Source organism: Pseudomonas sp. GD04091 (genome assembly GCF_029836165.1).
Classification (GTDB): domain Bacteria; phylum Pseudomonadota; class Gammaproteobacteria; order Pseudomonadales; family Pseudomonadaceae; genus Aquipseudomonas.
The window spans coordinates 36,669-50,191 of record NZ_JAOEBG010000025.1 but is presented as its reverse complement, the minus strand read 5'-3'; the positions used below and the strand labels follow the sequence as shown (position 1 = coordinate 50,191).

General features: G+C 65.5%; 12 protein-coding genes. 5 read left to right on the top strand and 7 right to left on the bottom strand.

All coding sequences use genetic code 11. The annotated features are described in order from the left end of the window. Positions 1–26: 26 nt before the first annotated feature. From guaB to N7422_RS23010, 3 genes are all read right to left on the bottom strand, one after another. Positions 27–1,496 (bottom strand): IMP dehydrogenase, encoded by a 1,470-nt coding sequence (guaB, locus tag N7422_RS23020; protein WP_279808701.1) that lies wholly within the window; start codon positions 1,494–1,496, stop codon positions 27–29. Between the two features lie 86 nt (positions 1,497–1,582). Further along, the gene (locus N7422_RS23015) at positions 1,583–2,140 is read right to left on the bottom strand and encodes a sugar ABC transporter ATPase (protein WP_279808700.1); all 558 of its coding nucleotides are present in this window, start codon (positions 2,138–2,140) and stop codon (positions 1,583–1,585) included. 50 nt (positions 2,141–2,190) lie between these two features. Next, positions 2,191–2,946, bottom strand: a complete 756-nt coding sequence (locus N7422_RS23010) for a sulfite exporter TauE/SafE family protein (protein ID WP_279808699.1) — start codon at positions 2,944–2,946, stop codon at positions 2,191–2,193. Positions 2,947–3,043: 97 nt separating this feature from the next. Between N7422_RS23010 and N7422_RS23005 the strand changes: the two genes are divergently transcribed. The 4 genes from N7422_RS23005 (at position 3,044) to leuA (ending at position 8,384) form a co-directional block, all read left to right on the top strand. Next, complete coding sequence (locus N7422_RS23005; protein WP_279808698.1) at positions 3,044–3,922, top strand: LysR substrate-binding domain-containing protein; 879 nt, start codon at positions 3,044–3,046, stop codon at positions 3,920–3,922. Between the two features lie 208 nt (positions 3,923–4,130). Next, positions 4,131–5,510 (top strand): exodeoxyribonuclease VII large subunit, encoded by a 1,380-nt coding sequence (gene xseA / locus N7422_RS23000; protein ID WP_279808697.1) that lies wholly within the window; start codon positions 4,131–4,133, stop codon positions 5,508–5,510. A gap of 3 nt (positions 5,511–5,513) precedes the next feature. Continuing rightward, on the top strand, positions 5,514–6,341 hold the full coding sequence (locus tag N7422_RS22995; protein WP_279808696.1) for a M23 family metallopeptidase: 828 nt from the start codon (positions 5,514–5,516) through the stop codon (positions 6,339–6,341). 369 nt (positions 6,342–6,710) lie between these two features. Then, the gene (gene leuA / locus N7422_RS22990; RefSeq protein WP_279808695.1) at positions 6,711–8,384 is read left to right on the top strand and encodes a 2-isopropylmalate synthase; all 1,674 of its coding nucleotides are present in this window, start codon (positions 6,711–6,713) and stop codon (positions 8,382–8,384) included. Between the two features lie 292 nt (positions 8,385–8,676). Here the strand turns inward: leuA and N7422_RS22985 are convergent, their stop codons facing one another. From N7422_RS22985 to zwf, 3 genes are read right to left on the bottom strand one after another with little or no spacing between them, the layout of a single operon-like run. After that, a complete protein-coding gene (locus N7422_RS22985; protein WP_279808694.1) occupies positions 8,677–9,351 on the bottom strand; it encodes a bifunctional 4-hydroxy-2-oxoglutarate aldolase/2-dehydro-3-deoxy-phosphogluconate aldolase in 675 nt (224 codons plus the stop codon). 17 nt (positions 9,352–9,368) lie between these two features. Beyond that, entirely contained in the window at positions 9,369–10,082 is a 714-nt protein-coding gene (gene pgl, locus N7422_RS22980) for a 6-phosphogluconolactonase (RefSeq protein ID WP_279808693.1), read from the bottom strand. Next, positions 10,069–11,538 (bottom strand): glucose-6-phosphate dehydrogenase, encoded by a 1,470-nt coding sequence (zwf, locus tag N7422_RS22975; protein ID WP_279808692.1) that lies wholly within the window; start codon positions 11,536–11,538, stop codon positions 10,069–10,071. The genes pgl and zwf overlap by 14 nt, the downstream gene beginning before the upstream one ends. A gap of 191 nt (positions 11,539–11,729) precedes the next feature. Between zwf and hexR the strand changes: the two genes are divergently transcribed. Then, a complete protein-coding gene (gene hexR / locus N7422_RS22970; RefSeq protein WP_181427842.1) occupies positions 11,730–12,593 on the top strand; it encodes a DNA-binding transcriptional regulator HexR in 864 nt (287 codons plus the stop codon). Here the strand turns inward: hexR and N7422_RS22965 are convergent. Next, positions 12,586–13,440 carry a D-hexose-6-phosphate mutarotase gene (locus N7422_RS22965; protein WP_279808691.1) on the bottom strand — a complete coding sequence of 285 codons (855 nt, stop codon included), beginning with the start codon at positions 13,438–13,440 and terminating at the stop codon, positions 12,586–12,588. The two genes, hexR and N7422_RS22965, sit on opposite strands and share 8 nt — an antisense overlap. Between the last annotated feature and the right edge of the window lie 83 nt (positions 13,441–13,523).

Here is a 13,523-nt window from a genome sequence, read left to right as displayed (position 1 = left end):
CCCCGCATGCTGATGTTGCTGAAGCCTCAGCCTACGCGGTAGTTAGGGGCTTCTTTGGTGATCTGCACATCGTGCACGTGGGACTCGGCCATGCCGGCACCGGTGATGCGCACGAACTCCGGCTTGGTGCGCATCTCTTCGATGGTCGCGCTGCCGGTGTAGCCCATGGACGAACGCAGGCCGCCCATCAGCTGGTGGATGATCGCCGCCAGGGCGCCCTTGTACGGCACGCGGCCTTCGATGCCTTCCGGAACCAGCTTCTCGGCGCCGGCCGAGGAGTCCTGGAAGTAACGGTCGGAGGAGCCTTGCGCCTGCGCCATGGCACCCAGCGAGCCCATGCCGCGGTAGGCCTTGTAGGAACGGCCCTGGAACAGCTCGACTTCACCCGGTGCTTCTTCGGTACCGGCGAACATCGAGCCCATCATCACGCACGAGGCGCCGGCGACGATGGCCTTGGACAGGTCACCCGAGAAACGGATGCCGCCGTCGGCGATCAGCGGCACGCCAGTGCCTTGCAGCGCGGCGGCGACGTTGGCGATGGCGCTGATCTGCGGCACGCCGACACCGGCGACGATACGGGTGGTGCAGATCGAGCCAGGGCCGATACCGACCTTGACCGCGTCGGCGCCGGCTTCGGCCAGGGCCTTGGCGGCCGCGCCGGTGGCGATGTTGCCGCCGATCACCTGAACCTGCGGGTAGTTCTCTTTCACCCAGCGAACGCGGTCGATCACGCCTTTGGAGTGACCGTGGGCGGTGTCGACCACCACCACGTCAACGCCGGCGGCAACCAGGGCGGCAACGCGCTCGCCGGTGTCCTTGCCGGTGCCGACCGCGGCGCCGACGCGCAGGCGACCCTGGTCGTCCTTGCTGGCCAGCGGGTAGGCCTTGGCCTTCTCGATGTCCTTGACGGTCATCATGCCCTTGAGGCTGAACTTGTCGTCGACGATCAGGACTTTTTCCAGGCGGTGCTTGTGCAGCAGCTCACGGACTTCGTTCTTGTCGGCGCCTTCGCGGACGGTGACCAGACGCTCTTTGGGCGTCATCACGTCGCGAACCTTGGCTTCCAGACGGGTTTCGAAGCGCACGTCACGGGAAGTGACGATGCCGACCAGGTCACCGTTGGCCAGTACCGGAACGCCGGAGATGTTGTTCAGGCGGGTCAGCTCGAACAGATCGCGCACGGTGGCGTCGGCATCGATGGTGATCGGGTCCTTGACCACGCCGGCCTCGAACTTCTTGACCTTGCGCACTTCGCCGGCCTGCTGCTCGATGGTCATGTTCTTGTGGATGATGCCGATGCCGCCTTCCTGAGCCATGGCGATGGCCAGACGCGCTTCGGTCACGGTATCCATGGCGGCGGAGACCAGGGGAATGTTCAGCTCGATGCCACGAGTCAAACGGGTCTTGAGACTGACTTCATTGGGCAGTACCTCGGAGTAGCCAGGTACAAGGAGGATATCGTCGAAGGTCAGGGCTTCTTGGCTGATACGCAGCATCGCGGGGGCTCCCGGGAGGGAAAAATGGAAGCGCGCCATTATACCCATCCATGGCGCGCCGCTCAATGCAAAATGAGGGCCTTCGGTCAGCGTTGCGGCAGTTTTACCTGTACCACCGCCACCGGCTGGTCCAGCCAGTCGGCGAAGCTGTCGAGAAAGGCCTGGGTGAACCCGGCCTCGCCCCAGTTGTTGAAGATGAACCCCAGGTTGGAAAAGGCACAGGGCTGCAGGTAGAGAAAGCCGTTGATGTCATCCTCGAAGCCGCACAGCGGGCAGGTGAAGTTGTCGCTCACCCCCGGCATCCATTCTTCCAGGCTCTCGAACAGCGGCTCGCCGACCTCGCGCCGGCACTCCGGGCAGCCGGCCTCTTCGAGGAAGCCCTCGGTGGGGGTGTAGATGCAGCGCTTGAGCATCACCTCGAGGCCATTGACCTGCTCGCCAAGCGGCAGCTTCTCCGGGCGCAGGGCGATCTTGCGCGCCCCCGCGGCCAGGGCGTGCCCCATGCGGTTGCCGGTGCGGCCACAGGTTGTCAGTTGCTCCTCGACGATTTTTTCACGCACCAGCCAGCGCAGGATGGCGCGGGCACGGGCTTCGTGAACCGGCACGGTGGACAGTTTTGGAACGATGATGCTCTGGGTGTTCATGCTTGAGGCGGGCCTGGGGACTGCGGTAATCGCGCAATTCTAGCGCCTGCTCAAGCGCTCAGATAGCGACCGATCAGCGCCAGGCCGCTGGCCAGCACCAGCCAGGTGATCAACCGCACGAAGGCCTCTCGGGACAACTTCAAGGTCAGCCGCCGCCCCAGCCAGGTGCCGAGGAACATCACCGGCAGCAGGCAGGCGGCGAGCAGCAGCAGGCTGGCGTCGGCATACACCCCGGCGATCAGGAACAGCGACAGGCGCACCAGCGTGCTGCAACTGATCAGCGCAACCTGGGTCGCGCGCACCTGCTCCTTGGCCTGCAGCCGTGCACTGAGGTAGATCGCGTACAAAAAGCCACCGCTGCCGAACAACGCGCCGAACAGTCCACCCACCGTGCCCATGGGCACCGCCCACAGCGCCGACAGGCTCGCCGGCCGGACCTTCACCGCGAGGCCGTAGACGGCATAGGCGGTGACGAACAAGCCCATCAGCAACAGCAGGACCTCCGACTTCAGATGCAGCAGGAACACCACGCCCAGCGTGCAGCCCACGGCCATGAACGGCAGCAAGCGCAGCAGTTCGCCGCGCACCACATCGCGCCGGGACGGCAGCAGGTTGCCGAACGCGGCGACGAAATCCAGCAGCACCAGCAACGGGATGATCCGCGACAACGGCATGAAATGGATCAGCACGGGGCCGGCAACCAGCGCGGTGCCGAAGCCGGCGATACCAAAGACGATGTAGGCCACGGCCACGCCGAGCAGGATGGGCAGCCAGTCGAGGGCGGAGAACGACAGTTGAGCGAACATTGCTGCGATTCCTGGGAAGACAGCTCAAGGTTAGCCAGCACCGAGCCATGCCGACTAATATGCCTTTTCGCCAGGAGCCATCTCGAAAAGGCATGACATGACATCCACCCGTCAACTGCGCTATTTCGTCGAAATCGCCGAGAGCGGCAGCTTCAGTGCTGCCGCCGAACGGCTGTACATCGCCCAGTCCGCCCTGAGCCGACAGATCAAGGAGCTGGAGCTGCAGCTCGACACGGCCTTGTTCGAGCGCACCGCCCGCCAGCCTCGACTGACCGCCGCCGGGCAGGTGTTCCTCGACCGCGCCCGGCGCCTGCTGGCCGACCTGGACCAGGCCGAACGCCTGGCCCGAAAAATCGGCCAGGGCCTGCGCGGCAGCCTGCGCCTGAACCACTCCAGCACCGTGCCATTGACCGGGCGATTGCTCGAACGCCTCGGCGGCTACCTGAAGGCCAATCCTGGCGTATCACTGGAAATCGCCCAGCAATCGTCGGAAGCGCAACTGCAGGACATCGCCGAAGGCCGCCTGGAAATCGGCCTGCTGCGCCTGCCAGTTCTGCGCCAGCACGAGGGCGTGGAGCTGCACGCACTGTTCGACGAGCCCCTGCTGCTGGCGGTGGCGGCGAACCATCCGCTGGCCACGGCGGCCAGTGCCCGACTGGGGCAGTTGCGCGAAGAACGCTTCATTTCCATCCCTCATCGTGAGCGGGGCGGATTGAGCTACCTGTCGGCATCGCTGTGCATGAATGAAGGCTTCTTCCCCCAGGCGGCCCAGGTGGTGTCCCGCAAGACCACGCAGCTGCAGCTGATCCAGGCCGGGTTCGGGGTGGCCTTGCTGCCGGCGAGCATGCGCGAGATCGCCCCGCCGGCGGTGCGCTTCGTGCCGCTGGCCGAGGCTTGCCAGAGTACCGTGGCGCTGGCTTGTCGGCGGGATGCCGGGGAGCTGGTGCAGCAGTTTGCGGCAGCGATGAAAAGTTGAGGTCTCGGCGCAAACACCCTGTAGGAGCGGCCTTGTGTCGCGAAAGGGCTGCAAAGCAGCCCCGGCAATCTCTGCGGCAAAGCTGAAAAACTGGGGCTGCGTCGCAGCCCTTTCGCGACACAAGGCCGCTCCTACAATGATCGCGCCCTGCCCCGGCGACCGGGCCAGGAACAGACAACCGGGACCGATGTCCTTTATGATGCCGCCCATGATCAGAGACCCTTTCGAACGACTTGGCCTGGACCGCGAGGTCCTCACCGTCAGCCAGCTCAACGGCCGCGCTCGCGTGCTGCTCGAGGACGTGTTCCGCAGTGTCTGGGTGGAGGGCGAGATTTCCAACCTCGCCCGCCCGGCCTCCGGTCACCTGTACTTCACCCTCAAGGACAGTGGTGCGCAGATTCGCTGCGCGTTGTTCCGGCAGAACGCCGCCCGGGTGCGCCAGGCCCTGCGTGACGGCCTGGCGGTGCGGGTGCGCGGCAAGGTCTCGCTGTTCGAGGGGCGCGGCGACTATCAGCTGATTCTCGACACCGTCGAGCCTGCCGGCGACGGCGCCCTGCGCCTGGCGTTCGAAGCCTTGAAGGAAAATCTCGGCGCCGAGGGCCTGTTCAGCACCGAACGCAAGAAGCCGCTGCCAGCGCATCCGCAACGCATTGGCATCGTCACCTCGCCCACCGGCGCGGTGATCCGCGACATCATCAGCGTTTTCCGCCGCCGCGCGCCGCAGGTCGAGTTGAACCTGATCCCCACCGCGGTGCAGGGACGCGAAGCCATCAATCAGATCGTCCGCGCCCTGCAAATGGCCGACCGGCAAGGCTTCGATGCCCTGATCCTGGCCCGTGGCGGCGGCTCGCTGGAAGACCTCTGGTGCTTCAACGAAGAGGCCGTGGCCCGCGCCGTGGCCGCGTGCGTCACGCCTGTCGTCAGCGCGGTAGGCCATGAGACCGACGTGTCGATCAGCGACTTCGTCGCGGACATGCGCGCGCCCACGCCATCGGCCGCCGCCGAACTGCTCGCTCCCGACAGCAGCGGCCTGCAGCAGCGTCTGGACAGCCTTCGGCGGCGCCTGCTGCTGCGCATGCAAAGCCGCCTGGCCCACGACCGCCTGCGCGTGGAAGGCCTGAGCCGCCGCCTGCGCCACCCGGGCGAGCGCCTGCGCCAGCAGGCCCAGCGCCTGGACGATCTGGACATGCGCCTGCGCCGCGCCTTCATGCTCGGCATGAGCCAACGCCACGAACGCCTCGGCCGTCTCGACACGCGCCTGGCCGCGCAACATCCGGGGCGCAGCCTGAAACTGCTCAAGCAGCGCCTGGACAGCCTCGCCGAACGCCTGCCACGGGCCATGCGCGACGTGCTCAAGGATCGTCGCCAGCGGTTCCAGGCGCAGCTGCAGACCTTGCAGGTGGTCAGCCCACTGGCCACCCTCGCCCGTGGCTACAGCATCCTGCTCGACGAGCGTGGCCAGGCCATCCGCAGCGCCGCGCAGACCCACAACGGCCAACGCCTGACCGCCCGCCTCAACGAGGGCGAGCTCAAGGTGCGGGTCGAAGACAACCACCAGACCCCGGTCACCCTCTCGCTACTGGACTGACACATGCCCCGCCTGTTCACGCCACTGCTCGCCCTCGCCCTGCTGCTGCCGCTCACTGCGGCCCAGGCCAGCTACATCACTCGCACCCTCAACAAGCCGGTGCCGGGTGGCGTGGCGGTGATCGACCTGGGGCCGTCGGCCAGCGCCCCGACCGCCCGCTTCGATGGCAAGCCGGTACTGGTGGTCAGGGAGCAGGACAACTGGCTGGCCATCGTCGGCATTCCCCTGACCCAGAAGCCCGGCAGCGCGGTGCTCACCCAGGGCGCTCGCACCCTGCCGTTCACCGTGGGCAGCAAGAAGTATCCCGAGCAGCACATCACCCTGAAGAACAAGCGCCAGGTCAATCCCGAGCCCCAGGACCTCAAGCGCATCGACCGCGAGCTGGCCGAACAGATCACGGCCTATCGCAGCTTCAGCCCCACCCTGCCGAGCAACCTGATCCTCGACAAGCCGGTCAACGGCCCGCTGTCGAGCAAGTTCGGCGTACGCCGCTTCTTCAACGGCGAAGAACGCAACCCGCATGCCGGCCTGGACTTCGCCGTGCCCGCCGGCACGCCGATCAAGACCCCGGCCAACGGCAAGGTGATCCTGGTGGGGGACTACTTCTTCAATGGCCGCACGGTGTTCGTCGACCATGGGCAAGGGTTCATCAGCATGTTCTGCCACATGTCGAAGATCGACGTGAAGCCTGGGCAGGTGCTGCGCCGTGGCGAGGTGGTGGGGCGCGTGGGTTCGACCGGACGCGCTACCGGACCGCACATGCACTGGAACGTCAGCCTGAACGATGCGCGCGTCGATCCGGCGATCTTCATCGGCGCGTTCCAACCCTGAAACCGCTGTCGCAGGGCAAGCCCGCTCCCACGATGCCACCCCAGGTCACGTGGGAGAGGGCTTGCCCCGCGATTTGCGCAATGGAAAAACATCACGCAAGAAAATCTCAACAAAACAAAAATTAAAGCCACACAATTTCTACCAATCAGTTTTTTTAAGCATTTCTCTCAATTTTTCCGCAATGCTTGCCATCCCCCAACCCACTGGTTAGGGTTGAGCACATGAACATCTTCAGCACCCTGCTCCGACAACATCGCAGCCTATGCCTGGTCAGCGCCCGACTACCAGGGTGAATCGCGTCGCCTCGCCTTTTTCTCTCGTATTCGTTCGGCAGGCCCGATCACGGCCGCACATAAAAGGATTGCTTCCATGACCATGCTCAAAGACCCATCGAAGAAGTACCGCGCGTTCCCGACCATCGACCTGCCCGACCGCACCTGGCCGTCGAAGACCATCACCCAGGCGCCGATCTGGTGCAGCTCCGACCTGCGTGATGGCAACCAGTCGCTGATCGAGCCGATGGACTCGGAGAAGAAGCTGCGGTTCTGGAAGACCTTGGTGCAGGTGGGCGTGAAGGAAATCGAAGCGGCATTCCCGTCCGCCTCGCAGACCGATTTCGACTTCGTGCGCAGCCTGATCGAGGACGGCCACATCCCGGACGACACCACCATCCAGGTGCTCACCCAGGCCCGTGAAGACCTGATCGCCCGCACCTTCGAGTCCCTGCGCGGCGCCAAGAAGGCCATCGTCCACCTGTACAACGCCACCTGCCCGTCGTTCCGCCGCATCGTCTTCAACCAGGACAAGCAAGGCGTGAAGGACATCGCGGTCAATGCGGCCAAGCTGTTCGTCAAGTACGCCGCCCAGCAGCCGGAAACCCAGTGGACCTTCCAGTACTCGCCGGAAACCTTCAGCGCCACCGAACTGGCGTTCGCCAAGGAGGTGTGCGACGCGGTGATCGAGGTGTGGAACCCGACGCCTGAGCACAAGATCATCCTCAACCTGCCGGCCACCGTCGAAGTCGCCACGCCGAACGTCTACGCCGACCAGATCGAATGGTTCTGCCGCAACGTCAACCGCCGCGACAGCGTGATCATCAGCCTGCACACCCACAACGACCGTGGCACCGGTATCGCCGCCACCGAGCTGGGCCTGATGGCCGGCGCCGATCGTGCCGAAGGCTGCCTGTTCGGCAACGGCGAGCGCACCGGCAACGTCGACCTGGTGACCCTGGCGCTGAACCTCTACACCCAGGGCATCGACCCGCAGCTGGACTTCTCCGACATCGACGGCGTGCGCAAGGTCGTCGAGGAATGCAACCAGCTGCCGGTGCACCCACGCCACCCGTACGTCGGCGACCTGGTGCACACCGCGTTCTCCGGCTCGCACCAGGATGCCATCCGCAAGGGCTTCACCCAGCAGAAGGACGGCGAGCTGTGGGAAGTGCCGTACCTGCCGATCGACCCGGCCGACATCGGCCGCAGCTACGAGGCGGTGATCCGCGTCAACAGCCAGTCCGGCAAGGGTGGCATCACCTACCTGCTCGAGCAGGAGTACGGCATCAGCCTGCCGCGCCGCATGCAGATCGAGTTCAGCCAGGTGGTGCAGGGCGAGACCGACCGCCTCGGCCTGGAAATGACCGCCGAGCAGATCTACAAGCTGCTGCAGAAGGAATACCTCCAGGCCAACGCACCGTATGCGCTGGTCAGCCACCGCCTGCAGGAAGAGAACGGCAGCAGCCATGTGCAGGTGGAAGTCTCCGGTGAAGGCGAGACCACCCTGCACTGGCACGGCAAGGGCAACGGCGCCCTGGAAGCGCTGGTGGCCGGCTTGCCGGTCAGCGTGGAGATCATGGACTACAACGAACACGCCATCGGCGCCGGCACCAACGCCAAGGCGGCGGCCTACATCGAACTGCGCGTGGCCGGTGGCCGCCCGGTACATGGCGTGGGCATCGACGAGAACATCACCACGGCCAGCTTCAAGGCACTGTTCAGCGCGCTGAACCGATCGCTGAGCCAGCAGCAGGCCAAGGCGGCGTAAGCCATCGCCGATGACCGAAGCCCGCATCCTCGATGCGGGCTTTTTCATGCCTGTCGCTTCGTACTGCACCCCTGTAGGAGCGGCCTTGTGTCGCGAAAGGGCCGCAAGGCGGCCCCGGCGATCTTTGCATGAACGCTGAAATCCAGGGGCCGCTGCGCGCCCCTTTCGCGACACAAGGCCGCTCCTACAGGGGGATGCGTGAATGCCGATCACCCTGCAAGGCGCAACTGCAGGCGAAAAAAAGGGGCGCCGACCAAGCGCCCCATAACCGTGTAGCACACAACGAAATCTGTCAGTCCAGCAACGCCATCGCCTCGGCGCTGCACGCCTCGATCCGCGCCCAGTCGCCGTTCTTGATCCAGCTGCTGTCGAGCATCCAGGTACCACCCACGCACATCACGTTGGGCAGGGCCATGTAGTTGCGCACGTTGGCCGGATTCACCCCACCGGTCGGGCAGAAACGAATGTCGCCGAACGGGCCAGCGAAGGCCTTGATCGCCGCCACGCCACCGCTGATCTCGGCCGGGAACAGCTTGAAGCGGCGGTAGCCCAGGGCGTAGCCCATCATGATCTCGGACGGCGTGCTGATGCCCGGCAGCAGCGGGATATCGCTTTGCACGCCGGCCTCGAGGATGTCCTGGGTGATGCCCGGGGTGACGACGAACTGCGCGCCCGCGGCCTCGACGGCGGCGAACATGCCGCGGTCGAGCACGGTACCGGCGCCGACGCACAGCTCGGGACGCTGCTCGCGCAGGACCTGGATGGCCTTCAGGCCATGCTGCGAGCGCAGGGTCACTTCCAGGGTGCGGATGCCGCCAGCGGCCAGGGCGTCGGCCAGTGGCAGGATGTCCTCCTCACGGGCGATGGTGATCACCGGCAGGATGCGCGCCTTGTCGCAGATCGCATCGATGCGCTCGGCTTTCTCGGCCATCGAGAGCAAAGGCTGTGGGCGTTCGAGGGTGGTCATGACAATGGGTCCTTGGCTCATGGGCACCAGTAGATGTCCAGGGGGTCGTGAAGAAAGGCGCGAATCGGCATTTCGGTTGGGTCTTCGGCGGCCAGGGCGGCACGCAGGGTGGCAAGCTTGCCCGCGCCTTGCACGGAAAGGGCGATGAAGCCGGCGCTGGCCAGCAGCGCGCGGGTCATGCTCAGGCGCTGGTGGGGCACGCTGGGCGCCAGCATCGGCAGACAACGACGCTCGCCGACCTTGGCCAGGCCCTGGCGCAGGTTGGGGCTGGCAGGGAACAGCGAGGCCGTGTGGCCATCGTCGCCCATGCCCAGCACCAGCACATCGATCGGTGGCAGGTCGGCGAGCACCTGGTCGGCCTGCTCGGCGGCGGCTTCCAAGGTGGCGGCAGGCTGGTAGAGGCCGATGAAGCGTGCCTTGGCCGCCGCCCCCTTGAGCAGGTGGCGGGCCAGCAGGCCGGCGTTGCTGTCACCGTGCGCCACCGGCACCCAGCGCTCGTCCGCCAGGCTCACGGTGACCTTCGACCAGTCCAGCTGTTCTGCGGCCAGCTTCTCGAGAAACGGCACCGGGCTGCGGCCACCGGACAGCACCACGCAGGCCTGGCCCTTGCTGGCGATGGCCTGGCGCAGTCGCTCGGCCACGTCTGCGGCGAGGGTCGCCGCCAGGGTTTTCGCATCAGCCAGCTGATGCACCTTTACCGTCGCCGGCAGTTGCAGTTCAGATATCGCCATACCAGGCCCTCCCATCGCGAGTGATCAATGCAATCGAGCTCATCGGCCCCCAGGAACCGGCCGCATAGGGCTTGGGCGCGTCGCCGCTGGTCTTCCAGCCGGCGATCAGCTGATCGCACCATTTCCAGGCATATTCGATCTCGTCCTTGCGCACGAACAGGTTCTGGTTGCCGCGCATCACTTCCAGCAGCAGACGCTCGTAGGCATCCGGAATTCGCGCGCTGCGCCAGGTGTCGGAGAAGTTCAGCTGCAGCGGGCCGCTGCGCAGTTGCATGCCCTTGTCCAGGCCCTGCTCCTTGGTCATCACCCGCAGCGAAATGCCCTCGTCCGGCTGCAGGCGAATGATCAGCTTGTTGCCGATCTGCAAACGCTGTTCCGGGGCGAAGATATAGTGCGGGGTTTCCTTGAAGTGGATGACGATCTGCGACAGCTTCTGCGGCATGCGCTTGCCGGTACGCAGGTAGAACGGCACGCCCGACCAGCGCCAGTTGCGGATGTCGGCGCGCAGGGCGACGAAGGTCTCCGTGTCACTCTGGGCATTGGCGTTGTCTTCTTCCAGGTAGCCTGGCACCGGCTTGCCATCGCTGAAACCGGCGATGTACTGGCCGCGCACCACATGGGTGCTGAGGCCCTCGCCGGTGATCGGCGCCAGTGCCTTGAGCACCTTGACCTTCTCGTCGCGGATACTGTCGGCCGACAGGTCGCTGGGCGGGTCCATGGCGATCAGGCAGAGCAGCTGCAGCAGGTGGTTCTGGATCATGTCACGCAGCTGGCCGGCCTTGTCGAAGTAGCCCCAGCGGCCCTCGATGCCGACCTTCTCGGCGACGGTGATCTCCACATGGGAGATGGAATTCTGGTTCCACTGGGTTTCGAACAGGCTGTTGGCGAAGCGCAGGGCGATCAGGTTCTGGACCGTCTCCTTGCCCAGGTAGTGGTCGATGCGATAAACCCGGCTCTCGGGGAAGAACCGCGCCACCGCATCGTTGACCCGGCGCGACGACTCCAGGTCATGGCCGATGGGCTTTTCCAGCACCACCCGGGTGCGCGAGGCCAGGCCGACCTTGTCGAGGTTTTCACAGATCGCGCCGTAGACCGCCGCCGCCGTGGCGAAATAGGCGATCAGCGGCAACTCGGCCGGGGCCTGCTCGGCCAGGGCCTGGTAGCCCTCGGGCTGGACGAAATCCAGGTGCAGGTAATCGAGGCGTTCGAGAAAGCGCGCCAGCGACACCGCGTCGAGCTCCGCTTCGGCGACGTGGCGGCGCAGATGGGCCTCGATGGTGTTCAGGTGCTCCTGCGCGCTGCCCGGCTCGCGGGCCAGGGCCAGCAGACGGGTGTCCGGGTGCAGGAGGTCGGCGCGGTCGAGCTGGTAGAGCGCGGGAAACAGCTTGCGCAAGGCCAGGTCGCCAAGGGCGCCGAAGAGGGCGAAGGTGCAAGGTTCGACACTGATCGCAGCCATGATGTTGGTTCTTTTATAAATGTGGGACTAGGAATACCGGTTTCAACCCTGCTTTTCAAGGGCCAATGTAGTAAAAACAACAACATTACAGCTATCCATTACAGACAAGTGGTGTGACATTCTTGCCGACAGTACGATACACGCCACCGCAACAAGCCTGCTTCCCGACCCAAGGACACACCATGGACCGCGTGCGAAACCTCCTGGAACAGATCCAGGGCCGCCTGGACGAGCTGAACAAGGCCGAACGCAAAGTCGCCGAAGTCATCCTGCTCAACCCGCAACAGGCCACCCGCTTCAGCATCGCCGCCCTGGCCCAGGCGGCCAAGGTCAGCGAACCGACGGTCAACCGCTTCTGCCGCTCGTTCGGTGTCAGCGGCTACCCCGAGCTCAAGCTGCAGCTGGCCCAGAGCCTGGCCAGCGGCGCCGCCTATGTCAGCCGCGCGGTGGAGGCCGACGACGATCCGGCGGCCTATACCCAGAAGATCTTCGGCAGCGCCATCGCCTCGCTGGACAGCGCCTGCCAGGCACTCGACCCGCAGCAGGTCAGCCGTGCCGTGGACATGATGATCCAGGCCCGGCAGATCCACTTCTTCGGCCTGGGCGCCTCGGCCCCCGTGGCCCTCGATGCCCAGCACAAGTTCTTCCGCTTCAACCTCGCCGTGTCGGCCCACGCCGACGTGCTGATGCAGCGCATGCTGGCTTCGGTGGCCCACACCGGCGATCTGTTCGTGATCATCTCCTACACCGGGCGCACCCGCGAGCTGGTCGAGGTGGCGCGCCTGGCGCGGGAAAACGGCGCTTCGGTGCTCGGCCTGACCGCCGCCGGCTCGCCGCTGGCCCAGGCCTGCAGCCTGAGCCTGCATATCCCGCTGCCGGAGGACACCGACATCTACATGCCGATGACCTCGCGGATCATCCAGCTCACCGTGCTCGACGTGCTGGCCACCGGCATGACCCTGCGCCGCGGCGTGGACTTCCAGCCGCACCTGCGCAAGATCAAGGAAAGTCTCAACGCCAGCCGCTACCCGATCGAGGATGACGATCTCAGCTGAGCCGGTGCGCCTGCAGCCGCAAATGCGCCCGCTCACCCGGTGCCAGGCTCAGGCCTTCGTCACTGCCACTGGCCGCCTCGACGCAGACGAAGCCCTGGCACTCGCGCCCGGTCACACCCATCAATGGGCGGTTGCCCGGGTGCCAGACCACCGTGTCGTCGCTGTCGCCTGTGTCGATGCACAGCTCACGCTGCCAGGCCGGGTCCTGTAGCTGCACCCGGGGGGTGCCGGGGTAGACCTTCTGGCAACCGCCCTTGAGCGTCAGCGCGCCATCCTCGCGGCAGGCCTGGCGGTTGAGGCGATCGTAGCCTTCGATGTCCTCGAGCCCGGACAGCGCTATCTTCGACACGTCGCTGATACGCCAGTAGGCCAGCAGCGCATGGCTCAGCTGGCAGGGCTCGCTGTCCTGGTGCTCGGTGCTCAGGCTCAGCTCCATGCTCGCTCCGAGCCGGGCATGCAGGTCGACCTGCCAGTCGCACAGGTCCAGGCGCCACTTCAGGGTCACGCCCTCCTCGTCCTCGCGGCTGTCCACCAGCTTCCAGTCCAGCAGGCGCGCCCAGCCATGGGCCGGCCACAGGTCCTCGCTGGGGTGGCGACCATACCAGGGCCAGCACACCGGCACGCCACCACGAATGGCGCCTACCTGCGGCCACTGTTCGGCGCACCACAGCCAGGGCTTCTCGCCAGCCGGTTGAAAATGCAGAAGCTGTGCGCCCTGGCGGCTGAACACCGCCTGGCAACGAGGGTGATCGATGATCAGGACATCGCGCTGCTGGTAACGCTCCCACTCGAAGGTCGGCCTGGGCCGTTGCGACGTGAAGAAACGATGTAGCGGATGTTCGGGCATGGTTCCAAGCTCTTTTGTTGTTCGAGATAGCGCTGTCTCGACCCGTACCCGCTAACCACTGCAGACCAGTGGCTAGCGGGAAG

Coding starts and splice junctions, on each gene's coding strand:
- xseA (WP_279808697.1), top strand. CDS start 4,131: ATGATCAGAGACCCTTTCGAACGACTTGGCCTGGACCGCGAGGTCCTC.
- leuA (WP_279808695.1), top strand. CDS start 6,711: ATGACCATGCTCAAAGACCCATCGAAGAAGTACCGCGCGTTCCCGACC.
- N7422_RS22965 (WP_279808691.1), bottom strand. CDS start 13,440: ATGCCCGAACATCCGCTACATCGTTTCTTCACGTCGCAACGGCCCAGG.
- N7422_RS23010 (WP_279808699.1), bottom strand. CDS start 2,946: ATGTTCGCTCAACTGTCGTTCTCCGCCCTCGACTGGCTGCCCATCCTG.
- pgl (WP_279808693.1), bottom strand. CDS start 10,082: ATGGCGATATCTGAACTGCAACTGCCGGCGACGGTAAAGGTGCATCAG.
- zwf (WP_279808692.1), bottom strand. CDS start 11,538: ATGGCTGCGATCAGTGTCGAACCTTGCACCTTCGCCCTCTTCGGCGCC.
- guaB (WP_279808701.1), bottom strand. CDS start 1,496: ATGCTGCGTATCAGCCAAGAAGCCCTGACCTTCGACGATATCCTCCTT.
- N7422_RS23015 (WP_279808700.1), bottom strand. CDS start 2,140: ATGAACACCCAGAGCATCATCGTTCCAAAACTGTCCACCGTGCCGGTT.
- N7422_RS22995 (WP_279808696.1), top strand. CDS start 5,514: ATGCCCCGCCTGTTCACGCCACTGCTCGCCCTCGCCCTGCTGCTGCCG.
- N7422_RS23005 (WP_279808698.1), top strand. CDS start 3,044: ATGACATCCACCCGTCAACTGCGCTATTTCGTCGAAATCGCCGAGAGC.
- N7422_RS22985 (WP_279808694.1), bottom strand. CDS start 9,351: ATGACCACCCTCGAACGCCCACAGCCTTTGCTCTCGATGGCCGAGAAA.